The 19,692-nt window shown below is 71.3% G+C and carries 19 protein-coding genes; 14 read left to right on the forward strand and 5 right to left on the reverse strand.

The window, feature by feature from the left end; all coding sequences use genetic code 11:
* The first annotated feature begins 409 nt into the window (after positions 1-409).
* Together ACGFZQ_RS21425 and mycP are read left to right on the forward strand one after the other, a co-directional pair.
* Positions 410-1,567 carry a hypothetical protein gene (locus ACGFZQ_RS21425; protein ID WP_393841647.1) on the forward strand — a complete coding sequence of 386 codons (1,158 nt, stop codon included), beginning with the start codon at positions 410-412 and terminating at the stop codon, positions 1,565-1,567.
* Positions 1,564-2,727: a type VII secretion-associated serine protease mycosin gene (gene mycP, locus ACGFZQ_RS21430; RefSeq protein ID WP_393841648.1), complete on the forward strand. Its 1,164-nt coding sequence runs from the start codon at positions 1,564-1,566 to the stop codon at positions 2,725-2,727. Before ACGFZQ_RS21425 ends, mycP begins: the two co-directional genes overlap by 4 nt.
* Before the next feature lie 137 nt (positions 2,728-2,864).
* Here mycP and ACGFZQ_RS21435 read toward each other — a convergent pair whose 3' ends face one another.
* Positions 2,865-3,872 (reverse strand): serine hydrolase, encoded by a 1,008-nt coding sequence (locus ACGFZQ_RS21435; protein WP_393841649.1) that lies wholly within the window; start codon positions 3,870-3,872, stop codon positions 2,865-2,867.
* A 150-nt stretch (positions 3,873-4,022) separates the two neighbouring features.
* Here ACGFZQ_RS21435 and ACGFZQ_RS21440 point away from each other — a divergent pair, with 150 nt between their 5' ends.
* Positions 4,023-4,754: an SseB family protein gene (locus ACGFZQ_RS21440; protein ID WP_393841650.1), complete on the forward strand. Its 732-nt coding sequence runs from the start codon at positions 4,023-4,025 to the stop codon at positions 4,752-4,754.
* Positions 4,755-4,757: 3 nt separating this feature from the next.
* Here ACGFZQ_RS21440 and ACGFZQ_RS21445 read toward each other — a convergent pair whose 3' ends face one another.
* A complete protein-coding gene (locus ACGFZQ_RS21445) occupies positions 4,758-5,132 on the reverse strand; it encodes a DUF1844 domain-containing protein (protein ID WP_351700433.1) in 375 nt (124 codons plus the stop codon).
* 400 nt (positions 5,133-5,532) lie between these two features.
* Here ACGFZQ_RS21445 and infC point away from each other — a divergent pair, with 400 nt between their 5' ends.
* The 10 genes from infC to ACGFZQ_RS21495 all read left to right on the forward strand — a co-directional run bounded on the left by infC (position 5,533) and on the right by ACGFZQ_RS21495 (position 16,728).
* A complete protein-coding gene (gene infC / locus ACGFZQ_RS21450) occupies positions 5,533-6,195 on the forward strand; it encodes a translation initiation factor IF-3 (protein WP_362573916.1) in 663 nt (220 codons plus the stop codon).
* 134 nt (positions 6,196-6,329) lie between these two features.
* Positions 6,330-6,524, forward strand: a complete 195-nt coding sequence (gene rpmI, locus ACGFZQ_RS21455; RefSeq protein WP_351320349.1) for a 50S ribosomal protein L35 — start codon at positions 6,330-6,332, stop codon at positions 6,522-6,524.
* A gap of 98 nt (positions 6,525-6,622) precedes the next feature.
* Positions 6,623-7,006, forward strand: a complete 384-nt coding sequence (rplT, locus tag ACGFZQ_RS21460) for a 50S ribosomal protein L20 (RefSeq protein ID WP_018549117.1) — start codon at positions 6,623-6,625, stop codon at positions 7,004-7,006.
* Between the two features lie 203 nt (positions 7,007-7,209).
* Positions 7,210-8,064 carry a TrmH family RNA methyltransferase gene (locus tag ACGFZQ_RS21465; protein ID WP_393841651.1) on the forward strand — a complete coding sequence of 285 codons (855 nt, stop codon included), beginning with the start codon at positions 7,210-7,212 and terminating at the stop codon, positions 8,062-8,064.
* Positions 8,065-8,117: 53 nt separating this feature from the next.
* On the forward strand, positions 8,118-9,263 hold the full coding sequence (locus ACGFZQ_RS21470; protein ID WP_393841652.1) for an ATP-binding protein: 1,146 nt from the start codon (positions 8,118-8,120) through the stop codon (positions 9,261-9,263).
* A gap of 163 nt (positions 9,264-9,426) precedes the next feature.
* Positions 9,427-10,548, forward strand: a complete 1,122-nt coding sequence (gene pheS / locus ACGFZQ_RS21475; RefSeq protein WP_351735850.1) for a phenylalanine--tRNA ligase subunit alpha — start codon at positions 9,427-9,429, stop codon at positions 10,546-10,548.
* Positions 10,548-13,145 carry a phenylalanine--tRNA ligase subunit beta gene (pheT, locus tag ACGFZQ_RS21480; RefSeq protein ID WP_393841653.1) on the forward strand — a complete coding sequence of 866 codons (2,598 nt, stop codon included), beginning with the start codon at positions 10,548-10,550 and terminating at the stop codon, positions 13,143-13,145. The genes pheS and pheT overlap by 1 nt, the downstream gene beginning before the upstream one ends.
* Before the next feature lie 265 nt (positions 13,146-13,410).
* Positions 13,411-14,541, forward strand: a complete 1,131-nt coding sequence (locus tag ACGFZQ_RS21485) for a PP2C family protein-serine/threonine phosphatase (RefSeq protein ID WP_393841654.1) — start codon at positions 13,411-13,413, stop codon at positions 14,539-14,541.
* A gap of 212 nt (positions 14,542-14,753) precedes the next feature.
* On the forward strand, positions 14,754-16,094 hold the full coding sequence (locus ACGFZQ_RS21490; RefSeq protein WP_351735844.1) for a transcriptional regulator: 1,341 nt from the start codon (positions 14,754-14,756) through the stop codon (positions 16,092-16,094).
* A 97-nt stretch (positions 16,095-16,191) separates the two neighbouring features.
* Positions 16,192-16,728, forward strand: coding sequence for an NUDIX hydrolase (locus ACGFZQ_RS21495; protein WP_351735842.1), 537 nt, complete (start codon positions 16,192-16,194; stop codon positions 16,726-16,728).
* Here ACGFZQ_RS21495 and ACGFZQ_RS21500 read toward each other — a convergent pair.
* Together ACGFZQ_RS21500 and ACGFZQ_RS21505 are read right to left on the reverse strand one after the other, a co-directional pair.
* Complete coding sequence (locus ACGFZQ_RS21500; RefSeq protein ID WP_393841655.1) at positions 16,725-16,982, reverse strand: hypothetical protein; 258 nt, start codon at positions 16,980-16,982, stop codon at positions 16,725-16,727. The two genes, ACGFZQ_RS21495 and ACGFZQ_RS21500, sit on opposite strands and share 4 nt — an antisense overlap.
* Positions 16,983-17,191: 209 nt before the next feature.
* Positions 17,192-18,052: a 3-hydroxybutyryl-CoA dehydrogenase gene (locus ACGFZQ_RS21505; RefSeq protein WP_351700461.1), complete on the reverse strand. Its 861-nt coding sequence runs from the start codon at positions 18,050-18,052 to the stop codon at positions 17,192-17,194.
* 171 nt (positions 18,053-18,223) lie between these two features.
* Here ACGFZQ_RS21505 and ACGFZQ_RS21510 point away from each other — a divergent pair, with 171 nt between their 5' ends.
* Positions 18,224-19,450 carry a glycoside hydrolase family 10 protein gene (locus ACGFZQ_RS21510; protein WP_393841656.1) on the forward strand — a complete coding sequence of 409 codons (1,227 nt, stop codon included), beginning with the start codon at positions 18,224-18,226 and terminating at the stop codon, positions 19,448-19,450.
* A gap of 33 nt (positions 19,451-19,483) precedes the next feature.
* Here the strand turns inward: ACGFZQ_RS21510 and ACGFZQ_RS21515 are convergent, their stop codons facing one another.
* Positions 19,484-19,684: a DUF1918 domain-containing protein gene (locus ACGFZQ_RS21515; RefSeq protein WP_393841657.1), complete on the reverse strand. Its 201-nt coding sequence runs from the start codon at positions 19,682-19,684 to the stop codon at positions 19,484-19,486.
* Positions 19,685-19,692 lie beyond the last annotated feature (8 nt).

Here is a 19,692-nt window from a genome sequence, read left to right on the forward strand (position 1 = left end):
TTCCGGGTGGGAGGGCGGCCGGTCCGGGTCGGCCGGTCGTGAGGACCGTCGGTCCGATTCGTTCGTGTCTCCGGGCCGGGAGGGCGGCGGCGTCACGCCGTCTGAGGCTTCCGGGTGGGAGGGCGGCCGGAGTGTGCCGCCCGCGTTTCCGGGGCCGGGGGGCCGCCGGACCGAATCGTCGGTGACGCCCGGAGGGGATCGCCGCAACGAACGGCCGGCGTCTCCCGGAAGGGAGGGCGGCCGCGGTCCGCAGTCCCGGCCGCCGTACGGGCCCGGGCTGTCGGCCCGGCGTCCGGAGTCCGCTTCGGAGTCGACCGCCTCGCTGCGTCCGGTCCGTGCCGCGGAGGAACCGGAGGCGTCCTCGGACGGGCGGCCCGGTGCCGCCGAGCCGGGCCGGGGTTCCTCCGGCATGCCCGGGGCCAGGCGGCCCGAGCGGTCGCGCGGTGACTTCCCGGCCTCCTTCGGTGCGCCGGAGTCGGGGACCGCCTGGAGCCCGCACATGCGGACGTTCCCGATGCCGACGGCCCCGCCGCGCCCCGCGACGCCCCCGAAGACGGCCCCGCCGCCCCGCCCGGCGCCCCCCAAGCCGACCGCCCCGCCGCTTCCGCCCCGGCCCACGGCACCCCCGGACCCCGGCGCCGCCCAGCCGTCCCATGACACCGCCTCCTGGCCGCAGGGCCCCGGCCCGTTGCCGGACCCCGCGATGTCCTGGACCACCGCCGCGGGAACTCCCGGCAGCAACCGGCCCGTTGTCACGTTCGGCGAGCCCGAGGGATACGACGAGCGGGGCTGGGGGCGGTCTTTGGTCAGTCGGGTGGCGCCCCGTACCGCCGCTGCCGCCGCCTGCATGGTGCTCGGCCTGGGCCTCATCGGCGGTGCGGTGACCGGAAGCTGGATCATCGACGACGACGGTGACGTGGCGACGGCGAGCAGCTTCAGCGCCGCCGCCGGCCTGTGGCACAACGTGCCCGTCGACGAACTCTTCCCGCCCACCGTGCTGGGCACCGGCGCCGGTCCCGGCGGAGCCGACCGCACCTGGACCCGGATCGCCGTCGCCCCCGCCACCGGCTGTGCCGACGCCTTCGACCCGCTGCTGCGCAAGGCGCTCGCCCCCGTCGGCTGCCAGCGCCTGATCCGCGCCACCTACACCGACGCCACCCAGAGCTACGTCACGACCGTGGGGCTGCTTTTCACCAAGGCCGACCCGGCCGCGATGACCGCCCTCGCCAAGCGGTTCGAGGCCGAGCACCTGGACCGCCGTACCGACCTGATGCCCCTCCCGTACGCCGCGAAGGGCACCGCAGCCGAGCGGTTCGGCCGGCACCAGCGCGCCTCCTGGACCATCTCCGTGCTCACCGACGCCCCGGTCGTCGCCTACGCCGTCTCCGGCTGGGCCGACGGCCGTACCGTCGACACCCCGCAGTCCGCCGCCGACGCGGAGGCGTCCGGTGCCACCACGGCCGCCGCCCAGGCAGGCCTCGGCAACGAGGCCCAGGGCCTGGCCGACCGCATCGAACGGCGACTACGGCAGACCACCGCAGGCTCGGCAACGGAGAAGCCCTCATGAAGCGCCGCGCAACCGGGGCCGCGGTGAGCCTGCTGCTCGCCGGCTCTCTCGCCCTCCTGCCGTCCACGACCGCCTACGCCGACAGCATCCGCGCCCAGCAGTGGGGTCTGTCCGCCCTGCACCTCGACGAGGCCTGGCGGACCACCAAGGGCAAGGGCGTCACCGTGGCCGTCCTGGACACCGGTGTCGAGTCCGACCACCCCGACCTGGTCGGCAACGTCCTCACCGCCAAGGACATGATCGGCTTCGGCGCCAGGCCCGGTGAGCGCACCTGGGCCCGGCACGGCACCGCCATGGCCGGCATCATCGCCGGTCACGGCCACGGGATCGGCAACGACGAGGGCGTGATGGGGGTCGCTCCGGAAGCCAAGATCCTGCCCGTCCGGGTCATCCTCGAAGACGGCGACAGCGCCCGCGGCAAGGCCCGCTCCACCCGGGGCAACGCCCTCGCCGAGGGCATCCGCTGGGCCGCCGACCACGGCGCCGACGTCATCAACCTCTCCCTCGGCGACGACTCCGACTCCGCGCACCCCGAGCCCAGCGAGGACGAGGCCATCCAGTACGCCCTGAAGAAGGACGTCGTGGTCGTCGCCTCGGCCGGCAACGGCGGCGACAAGGGCGACCACATCTCCTATCCGGCCGCCTACCCGGGCGTCATCGCCGCCACCGCGGTGGACAAGTTCGGCACCCGCGCCGCCTTCTCCACCCGCCGCTGGTACGCCACGGTCAGCGCACCCGGCGTCGACATCGTCATCGCCGACCCGGACCACAAGTACTACGAGGGGTGGGGCACCAGCGCCGCCTCCGCCTTCGTGTCGGGCGCCGTCGCCCTGATCAAGGCCGCCCATCCCGGCCTCACCCCGGCCCAGGTCAAGAAGCTCCTGGAGGACACGGCCCGCGACGCCCCGTCCGGCGGCCGTGACGACTCCCGGGGCTTCGGCATGATCGACCCGGCGGCGGCGATCAAGGACGCGGCCAAGCTGAAGACACAGAGCCTGACGTCGGCGTCGTACGGCAAGAAGTACTTCGGCCCGGGCCCGGACACGGAGAAGGCGACAACCAGCGCGACGGACTGGGCGGCCCCGCTGGCGGGCGGCGCGGGCGGCGTGCTCCTGGTGGCAGCGGGAGTGCTGTGGCGCAACCGCCGCAGGCCGATCTGATCCCCCCGGACTTTGAAACGCCCCCAGGACAAGCGCCCCCTTAGGGGCGCGGGGCTGTGTCGATATGCGGCTCCGCCGCGTGGGCGCGACCAGCCCCCACGGTCCCGCACCCGCCCACGAACCATTGAACCCTCCCCCTACTGCGAAGCCGAAGCCGACGCAGACGAATCAGCTTCCGTGAAGGACCGCACCGCCGCCTTCGCCGCCGCCTCCACCAGCGAGATCCCCTTCGCCTGGCTCACCGTCCCGTTGGACAGCACCGCGACCAGATAGTCGGACCCGCCCACCGTCACCCGCCCGATGCTGTTGACATCCCACAGCCCGGTCGAACTCCGCGCCAGCCACCCGTTCTTCAGCGCGAACTCCGAACCGTCGGCGGCGGCCGAAACCCCCCACCGCTGGTCGGACTCGATCGTCTTCATCAGGCCCTGGAGATACGACCGCGAGGTCTCGCTCAGCTTCGAGTCGTCCCCGAACACCTGCTGGAGCAGGGTGAGTTGGTCCGCCGCCGTGGTCTGGGTCAGCCCCCACAGCGCCCCGTCGCCGCCCTCGGTGTCCGTCAGCCCGAAGCGCTTGTTCGCCGCGTCCAGGCCCGCCGCCCTGCCGATGACGTCCCACAGCTCCGACGCCGACGTGTTGTCGCTGTTCTCGATCATCTTCGTGGCGTACGCCTTCTCCGTCGCCGTCAGATGCCGCCCCGCGTCCTGCGCCTGGAGCAGCAGCGTCGCCAGGATGTCGACCTTGACGATGCTCGCGGTGTCGAACGCGGCGTCGCCGTAGGCCGCGCTGTCACCGGAGTCCGGATCGAGGACGGCCGCCGACACCTTCGCCCCGGACGGCACGGTCACCGTCTCCATCGCCGTGCTCAGCAGCGCGTCCCGGTCCACGGCCGGCTCCGTCACGGGTTCCACCGATGCCTCCCCGCTCGCCGAGGCCGATGAAGGGGAAGAGGAAGAGGGCGTCGGCGACGCAGCTGAGGATACGGCGCCACCGTCGCGGGCGTGCGCCTTCACGTACACGGTTCCCGCCGCGGTGACGCCGAGGACGGCGACCGTGGCGAGGGAGACGTAGAGAAGAGCCCGGCGCCGGGGCCGGGCACGGCGGCGGGCCCGCCGGGATCCTGGGGTGGCTCTGGGGGACTCCATGCCCGCGATGCTCGGGGCGGGGACTGTGCGATCCGTTTGCCGGACGTTAGAAGGAGGTCAGGGATATCTGAGAATCCCGTGAAAGCCGTGTCGATCCGGTTTCGGGGGCCGCACAACCGCAGCAGCATCCCCCCGATAGGGTCGGGGACCGTGGCGAACAAGAACATTCCCGACTCCGGCTACTCCGCCGACGACGGCTCCGCCGACCCCCGGCTGGCCGCCGCGCTGGCCGCCTGGGCCGAGGACCGCACGGCGGTGGGACCCGTCCTGGCGGCGCTGAACGGCGCCCGGCTGCTCGTCCCGGTGGTGGCCGTCCTCGGCGAGGTCGAGGAGGACGGGAACGGGCTGCGCCGCGAGAAGAGCAGCGACATGGCCGTGCCCACCCTGAAGGCCGGTCACCGCACCGCCCTGCCCGCCTTCACCTCCACCGAGTCGCTGGCCCGCTGGGACCCGGCGGCGCGGCCCGTCGCCGTACCCCTGCACCAGGCGCTCCAGGCCGCCGTGCACGAGAAGGCGGACACGGTGGTGCTGGACCTGGCGGGGCCGGTGCCGTTCGAACTGACCGGGCCGGCGCTGCTCGCGCTCGCGGAGGGGCGGACCACGCTCGATCCGCTCGCCGACCCGGCCGTGATCGAGGCCGTCCGTACGGTGGTGGCCGCCGAGCCCGCCGTTCGCCGTGCCCACCTCGGGCCGGGCCAGGCCGACGGCACCCTCGCGCTGGTCCTCGACCCGGCCGCACCACCCGCCGAGACCGCCCAGGCCGTCGCCGGGCGGCTCGCCGCCGACGAGACACTGCGGGCCCGCCTGGTACGCGGCCTGGACCTGGCGCTGCTGCCGGCCGGGGCCGTGCCGCCGGGCGAGCCCCTGTACGTGCGGAACTGACCGTCAGCCGTAGACCGGGCCGGTGTACTTCTCGCCGGGGCCCTGGCCCGGCTCGTCGGGGACGATCGAGGCCTCGCGGAAGGCCAGCTGGAGCGACTTCAGGCCGTCCCGCAGCGGGGCCGCGTGGAAGGAGCTGATCTCGGTCGCGGACGCGTCGAGCAGCCCGGCGAGGGCGGTGACCAGCTTGCGGGCCTCGTCCAGGTCCTTGTACTTGTCACCCTCCTCGGTGAGACCGAGCTTCACGGCCGCGGCGCTCATCAGGTTGACGGCGACCGTCACGATCACCTCGACCGCGGGGACCTCGGCGATGTCGCGGGTCATCTCGTCGAAGTCGGGCTGGCCGGCGTCACCGGTGCCGGGAAGGGGCGTTTCACTCATGACGCACACGATAGGCGCAGCGGGCACGGGGCCCCGACCTGGCCCCAGGACGCCCCAATTGGTCCTCTCTCTGCTTTGCTGCTAACCTTGTGTGACGACCGGCCGAACAGGTATGCCTCACGGCTCACCGACCCGGCCAACAAGTGGAGGCTTCGAACTCCCACCTGACCGCCCTGCCGGGCGGCGGGTCACCGGTCAGACGGTTGCTTCGCCGTTATGGCGACGGCATTCCGTCCGATAGTGCGCCCCGCGATCCCCGCGGCGGTGCTCCGGTAGTTCGAGGAGCCCTGCCTGTGATCGTCCGGGGCATTTTTTGTGCTTCGGTGCGGTTAGGTCTTACGAGAAGAGACGTTACGCGGCTGTCCGCCAGACCGTCGCGTGGTGCTACCGAGGAGGATCCATCAGCACCGAGCCCCGCATCAACGACCGGATTCGCGTTCCCGAGGTGCGACTTGTCGGTCCCAGTGGCGAGCAGGTGGGCATCGTCCCCCTGGCCAAGGCACTGGAGCTTGCGCAGGAGTACGACCTCGACCTGGTCGAGGTGGCGGCGAGCGCACGCCCGCCGGTCTGCAAGCTCATGGACTACGGCAAGTTCAAGTACGAGTCGGCCATGAAGGCCCGTGAGGCGCGCAAGAACCAGGCGCACACGGTCATCAAGGAAATGAAGCTCCGGCCGAAGATCGACCCGCACGACTATGACACCAAGAAGGGTCACGTCGTACGGTTCCTCAAGCAGGGCGACAAGGTCAAGATCACGATCATGTTCCGTGGTCGCGAGCAGTCCCGGCCCGAGCTGGGCTACCGGCTGCTGCAGCGTCTCGCGGAGGACGTCCAGGACCTCGGTTTCGTCGAGTCGAACCCGAAGCAGGACGGCCGGAACATGATCATGGTTCTCGGTCCGCACAAGAAGAAGACCGAGGCGATGGCCGAGGCCCGGCAGGCGCAGGAAGCCCGCAAGGCCGAAGCGAAGGCCAACCCCGGCAAGTCGCAGAACGCCGCCGAGCTGGACGCCGACGCCGAGGTCGAGGCCGAGGCGCCCGCCGAGGAGCCTGCCGAGGCGTGATCCCGGGGCAACCGCCCCAGGTCAGCACCCAGGGGCGTAAGCCTCAGGATGTAACCGATACAAGAGCGACGTTCCACTGTGCCCGGTTTCGCGACCGGGCACCGGAGCGCCATCGACGAGGAGATAACGGCGCTATGCCGAAGAACAAGACGCACAGCGGTGCCAGCAAGCGCTTCAAGGTGACCGGCTCCGGCAAGGTCCTGCGTGAGCGCGCCGGCAAGCGCCACCTGCTCGAGCACAAGTCGTCCCGCGTGACGCGCCGCCTCACCGGTACCGCGGAGATGGCCCCGGGCGACACCGCGAAGATCAAGAAGCTTCTCGGCAAGTGACGCGCGGGCGCCGGCCGGCGCCCTGAAGTCAGATCCGGGACCCAGTCGTTTCCGGGCCGCGTGAGTCCAACCGCGGCCCCGCTACAAGGAGTTAACAAGTGGCACGCGTCAAGCGGGCAGTCAACGCCCACAAGAAGCGCCGGGCGATCCTCGAGGCGGCCTCCGGCTACCGCGGTCAGCGTTCGCGCCTGTACCGCAAGGCCAAGGAGCAGGTCACCCACTCGCTGGTCTACAACTACAACGACCGCAAGAAGCGCAAGGGCGACTTCCGTCAGCTGTGGATCCAGCGCATCAACGCCGCTGCCCGCGCCAACGGCATCACGTACAACCGCTTCATCCAGGGTCTGAAGGCCGCGAACGTCGAGGTCGACCGCAAGATCCTGGCCGAGCTGGCGGTCAACGACGCGGGTGCGTTCGCCGCGCTCGTCGAGGTCGCGCAGAAGGCGCTGCCGGCGGACGTCAACGCGCCGAAGGCCGCGTGACGCTGGCGCTGGCCTTGGCCGACGTGACTGAAGGACCCGCAGGCTGAATGGCTTGCGGGTCCTGTTGTTGCCGTCGCGGGTTCTTCGTTCGGCTGCGGACCGGTGGGGGCTGGTCGCGCCCATGCGGCGGAGCCGCACATCGATACAGCCCCGCGCCCCTTACGGGGCGCCTTTCGCCGCGTTTCTCGGAAAGTGATCCACACATGCCCAGCCCCGAGCTGATCTCCCCCCGTTCCGCGCGTGTCGCCGCTGCCCGGCGGCTTGAGAAGCGGAACTTCCGGGGGAAGGACCGGCTGTTTCTCGCCGAGGGGCCGCAGGCCGTGCGGGAGGCGGCCGGGCATCGGGCCGGCGGGACGGCGACGCTCGTCGAGCTGTTCGCGACCGTCGAGGCCGCGGAGCGGTACGCCGACATCGTCGCGGCGGCCCGTGACGTCGGCGCCCGGATCCACCTCGCCTCCGAAGAGGTCATCGCCGACATCTCCACCACCGTCACCCCGCAGGGGCTGGTCGGTGTCTGCCGGTTCCTGGACATCCCGTTCGAGGACATCCTCGCGGCCCGCCCCAAGCTCGTCGCCGTCCTCGCCAACGTCCGCGACCCCGGCAACGCCGGGACCGTGCTGCGGTGTGCCGACGCCGCCGGTGCCGAGGCCGTCGTACTGACCGACGCCTCCGTCGACCTGTACAACCCCAAGGCCGTGCGCGCCTCCGTCGGGTCGCACTTCCATCTGCCCGTCGCCGTCGGCGTGCCCGTCGAGCAGGCCGTCGCCGGGCTGAAGGGCGCCGGCGTGCGGATCCTCGCCGCCGACGGCGCCGGGACCGACGACCTCGACGACGAGCTCGACAAGGGCACCATGGGCGGGCCCACCGCCTGGGTGTTCGGCAACGAGGCCTGGGGGCTCCCGGAGGAGACCCGCGCGCTGGCGGACGCGGTCGTGCGCGTTCCGATCCACGGGAAAGCCGAAAGCCTGAACCTCGCCACCGCCGCCGCCGTATGTCTCTACGCAACGGCCCGTGCACAGCGCGCCTCCGGAGGGTGCCGTTCCGTCACCGAGAGCTAGTAGGGTGACCAGCTCGGGGGCCTCCTGCGCCGTCTGAGAGGTGGAGTACGGGGATGAGTGTCGGCACCAGCAACGCGCCGGGCGGCCGCGGCACCGGACGCGTACCCGCACCCCGGCACGGCGACCTCACCGGGCTCGGCATCGACCCCGACGAACTGCCCGACGGCCTGGTGGTCGCCGACGAGCACGGCGTCGTCGTCTGCTTCAACGCCGCCGCCGCCCGGATCACCGCCACCGCGCCAGCCGACGCCCTCGGGCAGCGGCTGGAGAAGGCCCTGCCGTTAGAGGACCTGGAGGGCAGGCGCTGGTGGCAGCTCACCGATCCCTACGGCGGCCTCGCCATCCGGGTCGGCCAGCCGGAGCGGAACCTCCTGCTGCCCGGCGGCCGGGAGGTGCTGGTGTCCGCCACCTACGTGCGGACCGAGCCCACCGGACCCGTCCGCCGGGTCGTCGTCTCGCTCCGGGACACCGAGGCCCGCCGCCGTACCGAACGCAGTCACGCCGAGCTGATCGCCACCGTCGCCCACGAGCTGCGCTCCCCGCTGACCTCCGTCAAGGGGTTCACCGCCACCCTGCTCGCCAAATGGGAACGGTTCACCGACGACCAGAAGCGGCTGATGCTGGAGACGGTCGACGCGGACGCCGACCGGGTCACCCGGCTCATCGCCGAGCTGCTGGACATCTCCAGGATCGACAGCGGACGCCTCGAACTGCGCCGGCAGCCCGTCGACATAGGCGCGGCCGTCGGGCGGCACATCCAGGCGTACGTCGCCGCCGGGCAGCCCGCCGACCGCTTCCTGCTCCGCATCGAGCAGCCGCTGCCCGCGCTGTGGGCCGACCCCGACAAGGTCGACCAGGTCCTCAGCAACCTCATCGAAAATGCCGTGCGGCACGGCGAGGGAACCGTCACCATTGACGTCACGCCCTCGGCGTCCCCCCGCGAAGGGGAAGACCTCGAGAACACGGCCACGTCGGTCACCGTGAGCGACGAGGGACCAGGCATCCCGGAGGAGTCCATGAACCGCGTCTTCACCCGCTTCTGGCGGGGCAGCAAGCGCGGCGGCACCGGCCTCGGGCTGTACATCGTCAAGGGGATCGTCGAGGCCCACGGCGGCACCATCACCGTCGGACGCGCCGCGAGCGGCGGCGCCGAGTTCCGATTTACGTTGCCCGTGAGCGCACCGGCGTATCTCACCTGAGATCGCGGACACCGTCCGTGATCACGGAGACCGCCTGAGCCGCCCGCGGGCGCTTCGCATTCCTCCACCCCGTTAGACTCGGCCTTTGGCACCTTTGTGTCCTTCACACGGCCGACCAACGGTCTCGGGGACCACCGCCAGCCAATCGGAAGCACGGGAAGAGATGTCGGCACCCAATAAGTCGTACGACCCTGTCGAGGTCGAGGCGTTGAAACCGGATGAGATCGAGCGCATGCGGGACGAGGCGCTCGCCGCCTTCGCCGCGGCGGACTCCCTCGACGCGCTCCAGGAGGCCAAGGTCGCCCACACCGGGGGCACCTCCCCGCTGGCGCTCGCCAACCGCGAGATCGGCGCCCTGCCCCCGCACGCCAAGGCCGCCGCCGGAAAGCTGGTCGGCCAGGCCCGCGGCGCCGTGAACAAGGCCCTCGCCGGCCGCCAGGAGGAGCTGGAGGCCGAGCGTGACGCCCGGGTGCTGGTCGAGGAGGCGGTGGACGTCACGCTGCCCTACGACCGTGTCCCGGCCGGTGCCCGGCACCCGCTGACCACGTTCTCGGAGCGCATCGAGGACATCTTCGTGGCCATGGGCTACGAGGTCGCCGAGGGCCCGCAGGTCGAGGCCGAGTGGTTCAACTTCGACGCCCTCAACATCGGCCCGGACCACCCGGCCCGCGGCGAGGCGGACACCTTCTTCGTGCAGGCCCCGGAGGGCGGCACCGAGTCCGGTGCCGTGCTGCGCACCCACACCTCGCCGGTCCAGATCCGCTCGCTGCTCGACCGCGAGCTGCCGGTCTACGTGATCTGTCCGGGTCGCGTCTACCGGACCGACGAGCTGGACGCCACCCACACCCCGGTCTTCCACCAGGTCGAGCTGCTCGCCGTCGACGAGGGCCTGACCATGGCCGACCTCAAGGGCACCCTGGACCACATGGTCCAGTCGCTGTTCGGCGAGGGCATGGAGACCCGGCTGCGGCCGAACTTCTTCCCCTTCACCGAGCCCAGCGCCGAGATGGACATGCTGTGCTACGTCTGCAAGGGCGAGTCCGTCGGCAACCCCGACCGGCCCTGCCGTACCTGCTCCTCCGAGGGCTGGATCGAGCTGGGCGGCTGCGGCATGGTCAACCCGCGGGTGCTCATCGCCTGCGGTGTCGACCCGGAGAAGTACAGCGGCTTCGCCTTCGGCTTCGGCATCGAGCGGATGCTGATGTTCCGCCACAACGTCGAGGACATGCGAGACATGGTCGAGGGTGACGTCCGGTTCACCCGGCCGTTCGGGATGGAGATCTGATGCGGGTCCCGCTTTCCTGGCTGCGGGAGTACGTCGACCTGCCGGCCACCGAGACCGGCCGCGATGTGCAGGCCAAGCTGATTTCGGCCGGTCTGGAGGTCGAGACGGTCGAGCAGCTCGGCGACGGCCTCAAGGGCCCGCTGGTCGTCGGCCGGGTGCTCACCATCGAGGAGCTGGACGGCTTCAAGAAGCCGATCCGCTTCTGCACCGTCGACGTCGGTACGGCTGGGGGCACCTCCCAGGCTTTCGGCTCTGGGGGAGGCACGGGTGAGCCGCAGGAGATCGTCTGCGGCGCCCGCAACTTCGCCGTCGGCGACAAGGTCGTCGTCGTGCTCCCGGGCGCGGTCCTGCCCGGCGGGTTCGCGATCGCCGCCCGCAAGACGTACGGCAAGACCTCCCACGGCATGATCTGCTCCAGCGACGAGCTGGGCATGGGCTCCGACGGCACCCACGGCATCATCGTGCTGCCGCCGGAGACCGAGGTCGGCAAGGACGCCATCGAGCTCCTCGAACTGGTCGACGAGGTCCTGGACATCGCCGTCACCGCCAACCGCGGCGACTGCCTGTCCATCCGCGGCGTGGCCCGCGAGACCGCCATCGCCTACGGCCTGCCGCTGCGCGACCCCGCGCTCCTCGACGTGCCCGGACCGAACGCCTTCGGCTACCCGGTCCAGGTCTCCGACCCGCTCGGCTGCGACCGCTTCACCGCGCGCACCGTCACCGGGCTGAGCCCCGAGGCCCGCTCCCCGATCTGGCTCCAGCGCCGGCTCCAGAAGGTCGGCATGCGCCCGATCTCGCTCGCCGTCGACGTCACGAACTACGTGATGATGGAGCTCGGCCAGCCGCTGCACGCCTACGACCGCTCCCTGGTCCAGGGCACCATCGGGGTCCGCCGCGCGGCCGAGGGCGAGAAGATCGTCACCCTCGACGGCGTCGAGCGGAAGCTGCACGCCGAGGACCTGGTGATCACCGACGACCGTGGCCCGATCGGCCTCGCGGGCGTCATGGGCGGTGCCAACACCGAGATCGCCGACCACGAGGACACCGAGAACGCCACCTCCGACGTGGTCATCGAGGCGGCCCACTTCGACGCCGTCGCCATCGCGCGCACGGCCCGCCGTCACAAGCTGTCCTCCGAGGCCTCCCGCCGCTTCGAGCGCGGGGTCGACCCGCAGGCCGCGGCCGCCGCCGCGCAGCGCACGGTCGACCTGCTGGTGCTGCTCGCGGGCGGCACCGCCGAGGCCGGCGTCACCGAGGTCATCGCGCCGTCCGCGCCGCACACCATCGCGGTCGCGGCGGACCACCCCGACCAGGTCGCGGGTGTCGAGTACGGCCGGGAGACCGTCGTCCGCCGCCTCCAGGAGGTCGGCTGCGACGTCTATGGAAATCCTGCCGCGTGGAACGCGTCGTTGGGGGGTGGTGGTCGGGCGACGGGCGGGCAGGACGAGCTGATCGTCACCGTGCCGTCCTGGCGGCCCGACCTCCTCGAACAGAACGACCTGGCCGAAGAGGTCATCCGCCTGGAGGGCTACGAGAACCTGCCCTCCACGCTGCCCAAGCCGCCGTCCGGCCGGGGTCTGACCTACCGTCAGCGACTGCACCGCCGGGTGGGCCGCGCGCTGGCCGGTGCCGGCTATGTCGAGGCGCCGAACTACCCGTTCGTCAGCGAGCAGGTCTTCGACCAGCTGGGCCTGGCCGCCGACGACCCGGCCCGCCGGGCCGTCCGGCTGACCAACCCGCTCAACGACGAGGAGCCCGTGCTGCGCACCTCGCTGCTGCCGGGTCTGCTCGGTGCGCTGCGGCGCAACGACGGCCGGGGCGCCCACGACCTGGCGCTGTTCGAGACCGGCCTGGTCTTCCTGCCCCGCGAGGAGCAGGGCGTCGCCGGTCATCCGCCGGTCGACCGCCGCCCGACCGACGCGGAACTCGCCGCGCTGAACGCCGTGCTGCCCGAGCAGCCCCGGCACGTGGCCGTCGTCCTCGCGGGCGCCCGCGAGCAGGCCGGCTGGTGGGGCAAGGGCCGTCCGGCCGACTGGGCCGACGCCGTCGAGGCGGCGCGCGTGGTCGCCCGTGAGGCCGGCGCCGAGCTGATCGTGCGGTCCGGCCAGTACGGGCCGTGGCACCCCGGCCGGTGCGCCGAGCTGGTGGTCGTCGCCGACGGCACCGAGCGGGTCGTGGGCCACGCCGGTGAGCTGCACCCGCGGGTGCTCAAGGCGCTGGGGCTGCCCGCGCGCACCTGCGCGACGGAGCTGAACCTGGACGCGCTGGAGCAGGCCGGCGACGGTACGCCGCAGGCGCCGAGCATCTCGACGTTCCCGGTGGCCACGCAGGATGTCGCCCTCGTGGTGGACAAGCCGGTACCGGCCGCCGAGGTCGAGGCCGCGCTGCGTGACGGCGCCGGTGAACTGCTCGAAGGCATCCGGCTGTTCGACGTGTATGTCAACGACGAGCAGCTCGGTGACGGGAAGAAGTCGCTGGCGTACGCGCTGCGGTTCCGGGCCGGTGACCGGACGCTGACCGTGGACGACGCGTCGGCCGCGCGGGATGCGGCGGTCGCCCTTGCGGGGGAGCGTACGGGAGCGGTGCTTCGGGGTTAGGCGCCGGGGGGACTGCGCGTTTCGGCCGGGTGCGGGTTTCGTCGTGGCTGGTCGCGCAGTTCCCCGCGCCCCTGAAGGGGCGCGTCCATGAGGGCGTTGGCAGGTGCTGCCACCTGCATAAATGCGGGTGTCCTGTTGTTGGTCACTCATTTGGGTGAGATCCAACCCGGACATGGCCCTTTCGGGGCATGCCGTCGACAGAATCGGACCGGCCTTTCGGGGTCGGTCCGTCTGTTCTGTCAGGGCCTACTTGGGGGCCATCGGCATGATCCGCATCAAGGCTGGGGTTCCCCACAGAAGGCGGCCCCGGACCAGCTCTCGGCGCTCGCGCTGTGCGCTCACCCTGGGGTTGCCCACGGTGTGGGGGGCCGTCGCGATCTCGTACAAGTTCGGATGCCCGCTGGCCGAGCAGAACGGGCTCGGCGCGCGCATCGTCACCAGCGCCGTGTTCTTCGCGGTCGGAACCGGGCTGATACTCCATGTCCGGCGGGCCCTGCTCCGGGAGCTACGGCAGGCCCGCAAGGTCGCCGGTGCCGCGCAGAGCGTACTGCTGCGGCCACTGCCGCCCCGTCTCGCCGGGCTGAACGTCGCCGCCGCCCAGCTCTCCGCCGACCGGGGCGCGGCCATCGGCGGCGACCTCTACGAGGCCGTCGCCACCGAGCACGGCGTACGGGTCGTGATGGGCGACGTACGCGGCCACGGACTGGCCGCCATCGGCACCGTCGCCGCCGTCCTCGGCAGCTTCCGCGAGGCCGCCCACGACGAGCCCGAACTGGGCCATGTCCTCGGCCGGCTGGACCGCGCCCTGGCCAGACACCTACGAGAACGAGCCAGGGCGGAACACCCCGCCAGCGGCCTGGACCCGGACAACCCGGTCGCCGAGGAGTTCGTCACCGTACTCCTTCTGGAGATCACGGGAGACGGCGAGCTTCGGGCGATCAACTGTGGCCATCCATGGCCGTATCTGCTGAGTGAGCAACGGGTCACGCCGGTGTCCCGAGCCGAACCGCTGCCACCTCTTGGCCCGTTCCCACTCCCGACGGATCTGGCCACCACCGACTGCGGCTACCTGCGCCCCGACGATTCCCTGGTCCTCTACACGGACGGCGCGGAGGACGCGAGAGACACGAAAGGCCGCTTCTTCTCCCTGCCGCAGGCCCTGACAGAGGCGGTACGAGACCGCCCGGTCTCCCCGCAGGCCATCCTCCGCACTGTCTTCACGGCTCTGCTCCACCACACCAACGGCCGCCCGACCGACGACATCGCACTCCTTGTGCTGAACAACGGACGCGCACAGCAACGTACCTGTTCGGGGGCGCGGGGCGGTGACATCAGCGGCTCCGCCGCGCGGGCGCGAGCAACCACAACGCACCCGCAGCCGACAACGCACGGCTAGCCTCCGATGTCGGCCAGGCAGGCGGCCAGGCCACCGCACTGTACGAGGGGGGAGCCGGCGGCCCGGCCGGCCTCTTGCGAGGCAGTTCAGTCAACCGGCCCGACACGCTCCGCAACAGCGCGCGTACGCTGCGGATTCGCGCACTCCGTTCACACCCCGTGTGAACACCCACGCACTACGCTGACGGCACCAGGCCACTCGGGGGGGCATCCATGCAGCCCAACTCTCTGCTCGACGCGATCCTGGACGAGGCGGGGATCTCGCACGCCGGTCTCGCCGCCCACGTCAACCAGGCGGGCCGCGCCCGTGAACTCTCCCTCCGCTACGAACACACCGCCGTCGCCCGCTGGTTGAAGGGCCAGCGGCCGCGCGGCCAGGTCCCCGACCTGATCTGCGAGGTGCTCGCCGCCCGGCTGCACCGCACGGTCACCCTCGACGACATCGGCCTCGGTGTGCCCGGCGAGCCCAGTGTCCCGCACACCACCTCGCTCTCCGGGTTCGTCGAACGGGCCACCGCCCTGTGGCGGTCCGACGAACAGCAGCGCCCGCACATACTCGGCGCCCCCGCCGTCACCGGCACGCCTGCCGTGATGCCGGTGTGGGAGTGGGAGAACCCCCCTGAGGACGTGGACGTCTCGCGCGGCGGCCGGCACCGGGTCACCCCGGGTGACCTGGAGATGCTGCGGGCCGCCCGTGCCCACTACGAGCAGATGTACCGCAAGGCCGGCGGCATGGCGACCCGCACCCGGGTCGTCGGCTTCCTCAACGCCGAGGCGGCTCCGCTGCTGCGGGGCAGCTACACCGATGCCACGGGGCGTCAACTGCACCGGGCGACCGGCGGGTTGGTCGCCATCGTGGGGATCTGCGCCTACGACTCCGACGCCCATGGCCTCGCGCAGCGTTACTTCCACCAGGCCCTGCGCCTGGCGAAGGCGAGCGGCGACCGGGGACTCGGTGCTTATGTCATCGCGCTCCTCGTCAACCAGGCCCTGTTCATGCGGGAGTTCCGGCAGGCCGTCGCGTTCGCGGAGGCCGCGCTGCGCGCCGCCGGCAAGCACATCACCCCCGCGCTCGCCTCCGACCTCTACGCGATGCAGTCCAAGGCGTACGCCCACCTCGGCGACGGCACGAGCGCGCTGTCCTGCATCCGGCGGGCGGAGGCGGCCGCCGAACGCATCCGGCGGGGCTACGAACCCGACGAGACCGGCTATGTCCAACCCGGCCTGGTCAATGTGCAGGTGGCCGAGGCACTGCTCAGTCTCGGCGAACTCGCCGCCGCCCGGGAGCATGCCGCGGCCGCCGTCGACAACCCGGCCCACGACCGGGGCCGGGTGCACCGGCTGGCCATGCTGAGCACCATCGAACTGCGCCAGGGAAACGCGGACAACGCGGTGGCCACGGCCGTGCAGATGGCCGAACAGGCCCGCGGAATGGAGTCCCAGCGACTGCGCGACAGACTCCGCGCGGTGCGCGAGCACCTGGTGCGCAGCGGTTCGGCCGGAACCGCCGAGGCCGCCGAGCTCATCGACAGCGCACTGCGCGTACCGCTCTAGTCCACACCCGTACGGATCCAGTCGATCGAGGCGCCCTGTAGGCCTGAGGAGTCCCTGCTGCGATATTGCCACTTACTCGGCGGAAGGTGGCAGAACCGTGCAGTGGACGAAACTGAACGAACAAACTGTGTATGAAAACCGCTGGTTCAGCGTCAATCTCGCAGATGTCGAGCTGCCGGACGGTCGGCATCTCGACCACTTCCTGATACGGCTGCGGCCCGTGGCCGTGGCGACGGTGGTCAACGAGGCGGGTGAGGTCCTGCTCCTGTGGAGGCACCGTTTCATCACCGACAGCTGGGGGTGGGAACTCCCGGCCGGGGTGGTCGAGGACGGGGAGGACATCGCCGTCGCGGCCGCCAGGGAACTGGAGGAGGAGACCGGCTGGCGACCGGGAACCCTGCACCACCTCATGACCGTGGAGCCGTCCAACGGCCTCACCGACGCCCGGCACCACATCTACTGGTCCGACGAGGGCGAGTACGTCGGACACCCCGTGGACGACTTCGAGTCGGACCGCCGGGAGTGGGTCCCCCTCAAGCTCGTCCCGGACATGATCGCCCGCGGGGAGGTCCCGGCCGCCAACATGGCGGCCGCGTTACTCCTGCTGCACCACATGCGCCTTGCCGGCGACTAGTGGGCCAGTGCCTGCCAGACGGTGACGACGAGGGCGCCCAGTGCGGTGAGCGCGGCGATCGAGGGCAGGGGCCAGCGGGCGTTCTCCAGCAGGGCGAGCCGGGTGTTCACGTCGTCCAGTTCCTTGGCCGTCTCCTTGGTGCGGTGACTGAGCAGGTTCAGCCCGCCCTCGACCCGGGCGTAGGCCACATCGAGGCGGCGCCGTAACTCTGCGAGTTCTCCTTGGACCACGGGATGCTCTGGTTCGGTGGCCACGAGTCCACTCCTTTGCGTAGTCGAAGATGTCGTTCCGCATCCCTTTGCATGCGCATGAAGAGTGAACTCGCCTGGTGAGCGCGTGGGGAGAGTGTGCGAAGGGCATATGCGTGCCCGGAGCGCACACGGTGTGTGAAACACACGGGCCCGGCACCGATGGTGGTGCCGGGCCCGTGGAGCATCGCTCCCTGTAGTCAGCGGGGGTGTGCTCAGCCGTAGGTGTAGAAGCCCGAACCGGTCTTCCGGCCCAGCCGGCCCGCCTCGACCATGCGCTGGAGCAGCGGGGGAGCGGCGTACAGCGGCTCCTTGTACTCGGCGTACATGCTGTTGGCGATGGAGACGATGGTGTCCAGGCCGATCAGGTCGGACAGCTTCAGCGGGCCCATCGGGTGGGCGCAGCCCATCTCCATGCCGTTGTCGATGTCCTCGCGGCTCGCGATGCCGGACTCGAACATCCGGATGGACGAGAGCAGATACGGCACCAGCAGCGCGTTGACCACGAAGCCGGAGCGGTCCTGGGCGCGGATCGCGTGCTTGCCGAGCACCTTCTCGGCGAAGACCTGGGCGCGGCTGATGGTGCCCTCGGAGGTGGTGAGCGCCGGGATCAGCTCGATCAGCTTCTGCACCGGGGCCGGGTTGAAGAAGTGGACGCCGATCACGTGGTCGGGACGGGAGGTCGCGACCGCCAGCTTCACCAGCGGGATCGAGGAGGTGTTGGAGGCCAGGATCGCGTCGGGTCGGGTCACCACCTGGTCGAGCACCTGGAAGATCTCCGTCTTCACCTGCTCGTTCTCGACGACGGCCTCGATCACCAGGTCACGGTCGGCGAACTCGCCGAGGTCCGTGGTGAAGCTCAGCCGCGCCAGCGTGGCGTCCCGCTCCTCCTCGCTGATCTTGCCGCGCTCGGCGGCCTTGGCCAGGGAGTTGAACAGCCGGGTACGGCCGATCTCCAGGGCCTCGCCGGTGGTCTCGGCGACCTTCACGTCCAGACCGGAGCGGGCGCAAACCTCGGCGATGCCCGCTCCCATCTGGCCGCAGCCCACGACTCCGACCTTCTCGATGTCGGTCACATCGTCCCCTTCGCTGATCTACGGCCGGCCGGCAGGACCTCCGGATCCGGTGCCTGCTCCGTTCGTGCACGTTACCCGTAAGTATCGATGATCGATCGTCCGGGTGCGGGCATCCTGTGGCGCGGAGGCGATCCGTGACCGTACGGATCCGGAGAGTTAGAGGGTGTCACGATGACACAAGTGTCTCGCAGGGCGTTCGCGGTGGCGGCGCTGTCGACGCTGGCGCTGGCGGCACCGGGGGCGACGGCCGCGGCCCGGCCCCGGGGCGCGGCCACCGAGATGCGGGGCATGTGGCTGGCGACCGTCTCCAACCGTGACTGGCCCTCGCGCACCGGGCTGTCGGCCTCCGCCCAGCGCAAGGAGCTGACCGCCCTCCTCGACAAGGCGGTCGACTACCGGCTCAACACGGTGATGTTCCAGGTGCGGCCCACCGCCGACGCGTTCTGGCCCTCGCCCCACGAGCCCTGGTCCCAGTACCTCACCGGCACCCAGGGCAAGAACCCCGGCTGGGACCCGCTCGGTACGGCCGTCGAGGAGGCGCACGCCCGGGGCCTGCACCTGCACGCCTGGTTCAACCCCTACCGGATCGCCAACCACACCGACCCCGGCAAGCTGGTCGCCTCGCACCCCGCCCGCAAGCACCCGGACTGGGTGGTGCCGTACGGCGGCAAGCTCTACTACAACCCGGGCATCCCGGCCGTGCGCGCCTTCGTTGAGAAGGCGATCCTGGACGCGGTCGCCAAGTACCCCGTGGACGCCGTCCACTTCGACGACTACTTCTACCCGTACCCGGTGGCCGGCCAGACCTTCGACGACGACGACGCCTACGACACCCACGGCGGCGACTTCTCCTCCCGGGCGGCCTGGCGGCGGGACAACATCGACAAGCTGGTGACCGAGACCGCCGCCGGGATCAAGAAGCTCCGGCCCGGCACCCGGTTCGGGATCAGCCCGTTCGCGGTGTGGCGCAACGCCACCACCGACACCCGGGGCTCGGACACCAAGGCGGGCGTGGAGACGTACGACGACCTGTACGCGGACACCCGGAAGTGGGTGCAGAAGAACTGGATCGACTACGTCGTCCCGCAGGTGTACTGGCAGATCGGCAACGCGGCCGCCGACTACACCAAGGTCGTCGACTGGTGGACCGGGGTGGCCAAGGGTTCCGGGACCCGGCTCTACATCGGTGAGGCGCTGTACCGGGCCGGGGCCGCCGGCGCGCCCTCGGCCTGGCAGGACCCGGCCGAGCTGTCCCGGCATCTGACCCTGGCCGGCGAGTACCCGCAGGTCGGAGGGCATGTGTACTTCGCGGCCCAGGACGTGGCCGCCGATCCGATCGGGGCGCTGTCACGGGTGGTCGCCGACCACTACCGGCAGCCGGCGCTCCCGCCGAGCTGACCGGCACGCGGCCGGCGACCCCGTTGCCGCGGCCTACATTTGCTGATGGGTCTCCCGGTGCCTGACCTGGCAGTCGGGACCGGGGGACATGATGGCCTCGTGGCCGTCCTCGAAGCGGACCCGGTAGGGCGGGGTGCCCTCGGGGCCCAGTACCTGGACGATTTCCGAGACATGGTCGTGCTGTCCGACCACCCTGCCGTGCTGGACAAGCTGGTCGCCCTCGGATGCACGCATCTCCAGGG

The sequence above is a fragment of the Streptomyces sp. NPDC048254 genome (assembly GCF_043201895.1).
Classification (GTDB): Bacteria; Actinomycetota; Actinomycetes; order Streptomycetales; family Streptomycetaceae; genus Streptomyces.

Excerpts from the sequence above, each read along its gene's own strand:
- ACGFZQ_RS21425 (WP_393841647.1), top strand. The coding sequence starts at position 410 with ATGCCCGGGGCCAGGCGGCCCGAGCGGTCGCGCGGTGACTTCCCGGCC.
- mycP (WP_393841648.1), top strand. The coding sequence starts at position 1,564 with ATGAAGCGCCGCGCAACCGGGGCCGCGGTGAGCCTGCTGCTCGCCGGC.
- ACGFZQ_RS21435 (WP_393841649.1), bottom strand. The coding sequence starts at position 3,872 with ATGGAGTCCCCCAGAGCCACCCCAGGATCCCGGCGGGCCCGCCGCCGT.
- ACGFZQ_RS21445 (WP_351700433.1), bottom strand. The coding sequence starts at position 5,132 with ATGAGTGAAACGCCCCTTCCCGGCACCGGTGACGCCGGCCAGCCCGAC.
- rpmI (WP_351320349.1), top strand. The coding sequence starts at position 6,330 with ATGCCGAAGAACAAGACGCACAGCGGTGCCAGCAAGCGCTTCAAGGTG.
- ACGFZQ_RS21465 (WP_393841651.1), top strand. The coding sequence starts at position 7,210 with ATGCCCAGCCCCGAGCTGATCTCCCCCCGTTCCGCGCGTGTCGCCGCT.
- ACGFZQ_RS21470 (WP_393841652.1), top strand. The coding sequence starts at position 8,118 with ATGAGTGTCGGCACCAGCAACGCGCCGGGCGGCCGCGGCACCGGACGC.
- pheS (WP_351735850.1), top strand. The coding sequence starts at position 9,427 with ATGTCGGCACCCAATAAGTCGTACGACCCTGTCGAGGTCGAGGCGTTG.
- pheT (WP_393841653.1), top strand. The coding sequence starts at position 10,548 with ATGCGGGTCCCGCTTTCCTGGCTGCGGGAGTACGTCGACCTGCCGGCC.
- ACGFZQ_RS21485 (WP_393841654.1), top strand. The coding sequence starts at position 13,411 with ATGATCCGCATCAAGGCTGGGGTTCCCCACAGAAGGCGGCCCCGGACC.
- ACGFZQ_RS21490 (WP_351735844.1), top strand. The coding sequence starts at position 14,754 with ATGCAGCCCAACTCTCTGCTCGACGCGATCCTGGACGAGGCGGGGATC.
- ACGFZQ_RS21510 (WP_393841656.1), top strand. The coding sequence starts at position 18,224 with ATGACACAAGTGTCTCGCAGGGCGTTCGCGGTGGCGGCGCTGTCGACG.
- ACGFZQ_RS21515 (WP_393841657.1), bottom strand. The coding sequence starts at position 19,684 with ATGCGTGCATCCGAGGGCGACCAGCTTGTCCAGCACGGCAGGGTGGTC.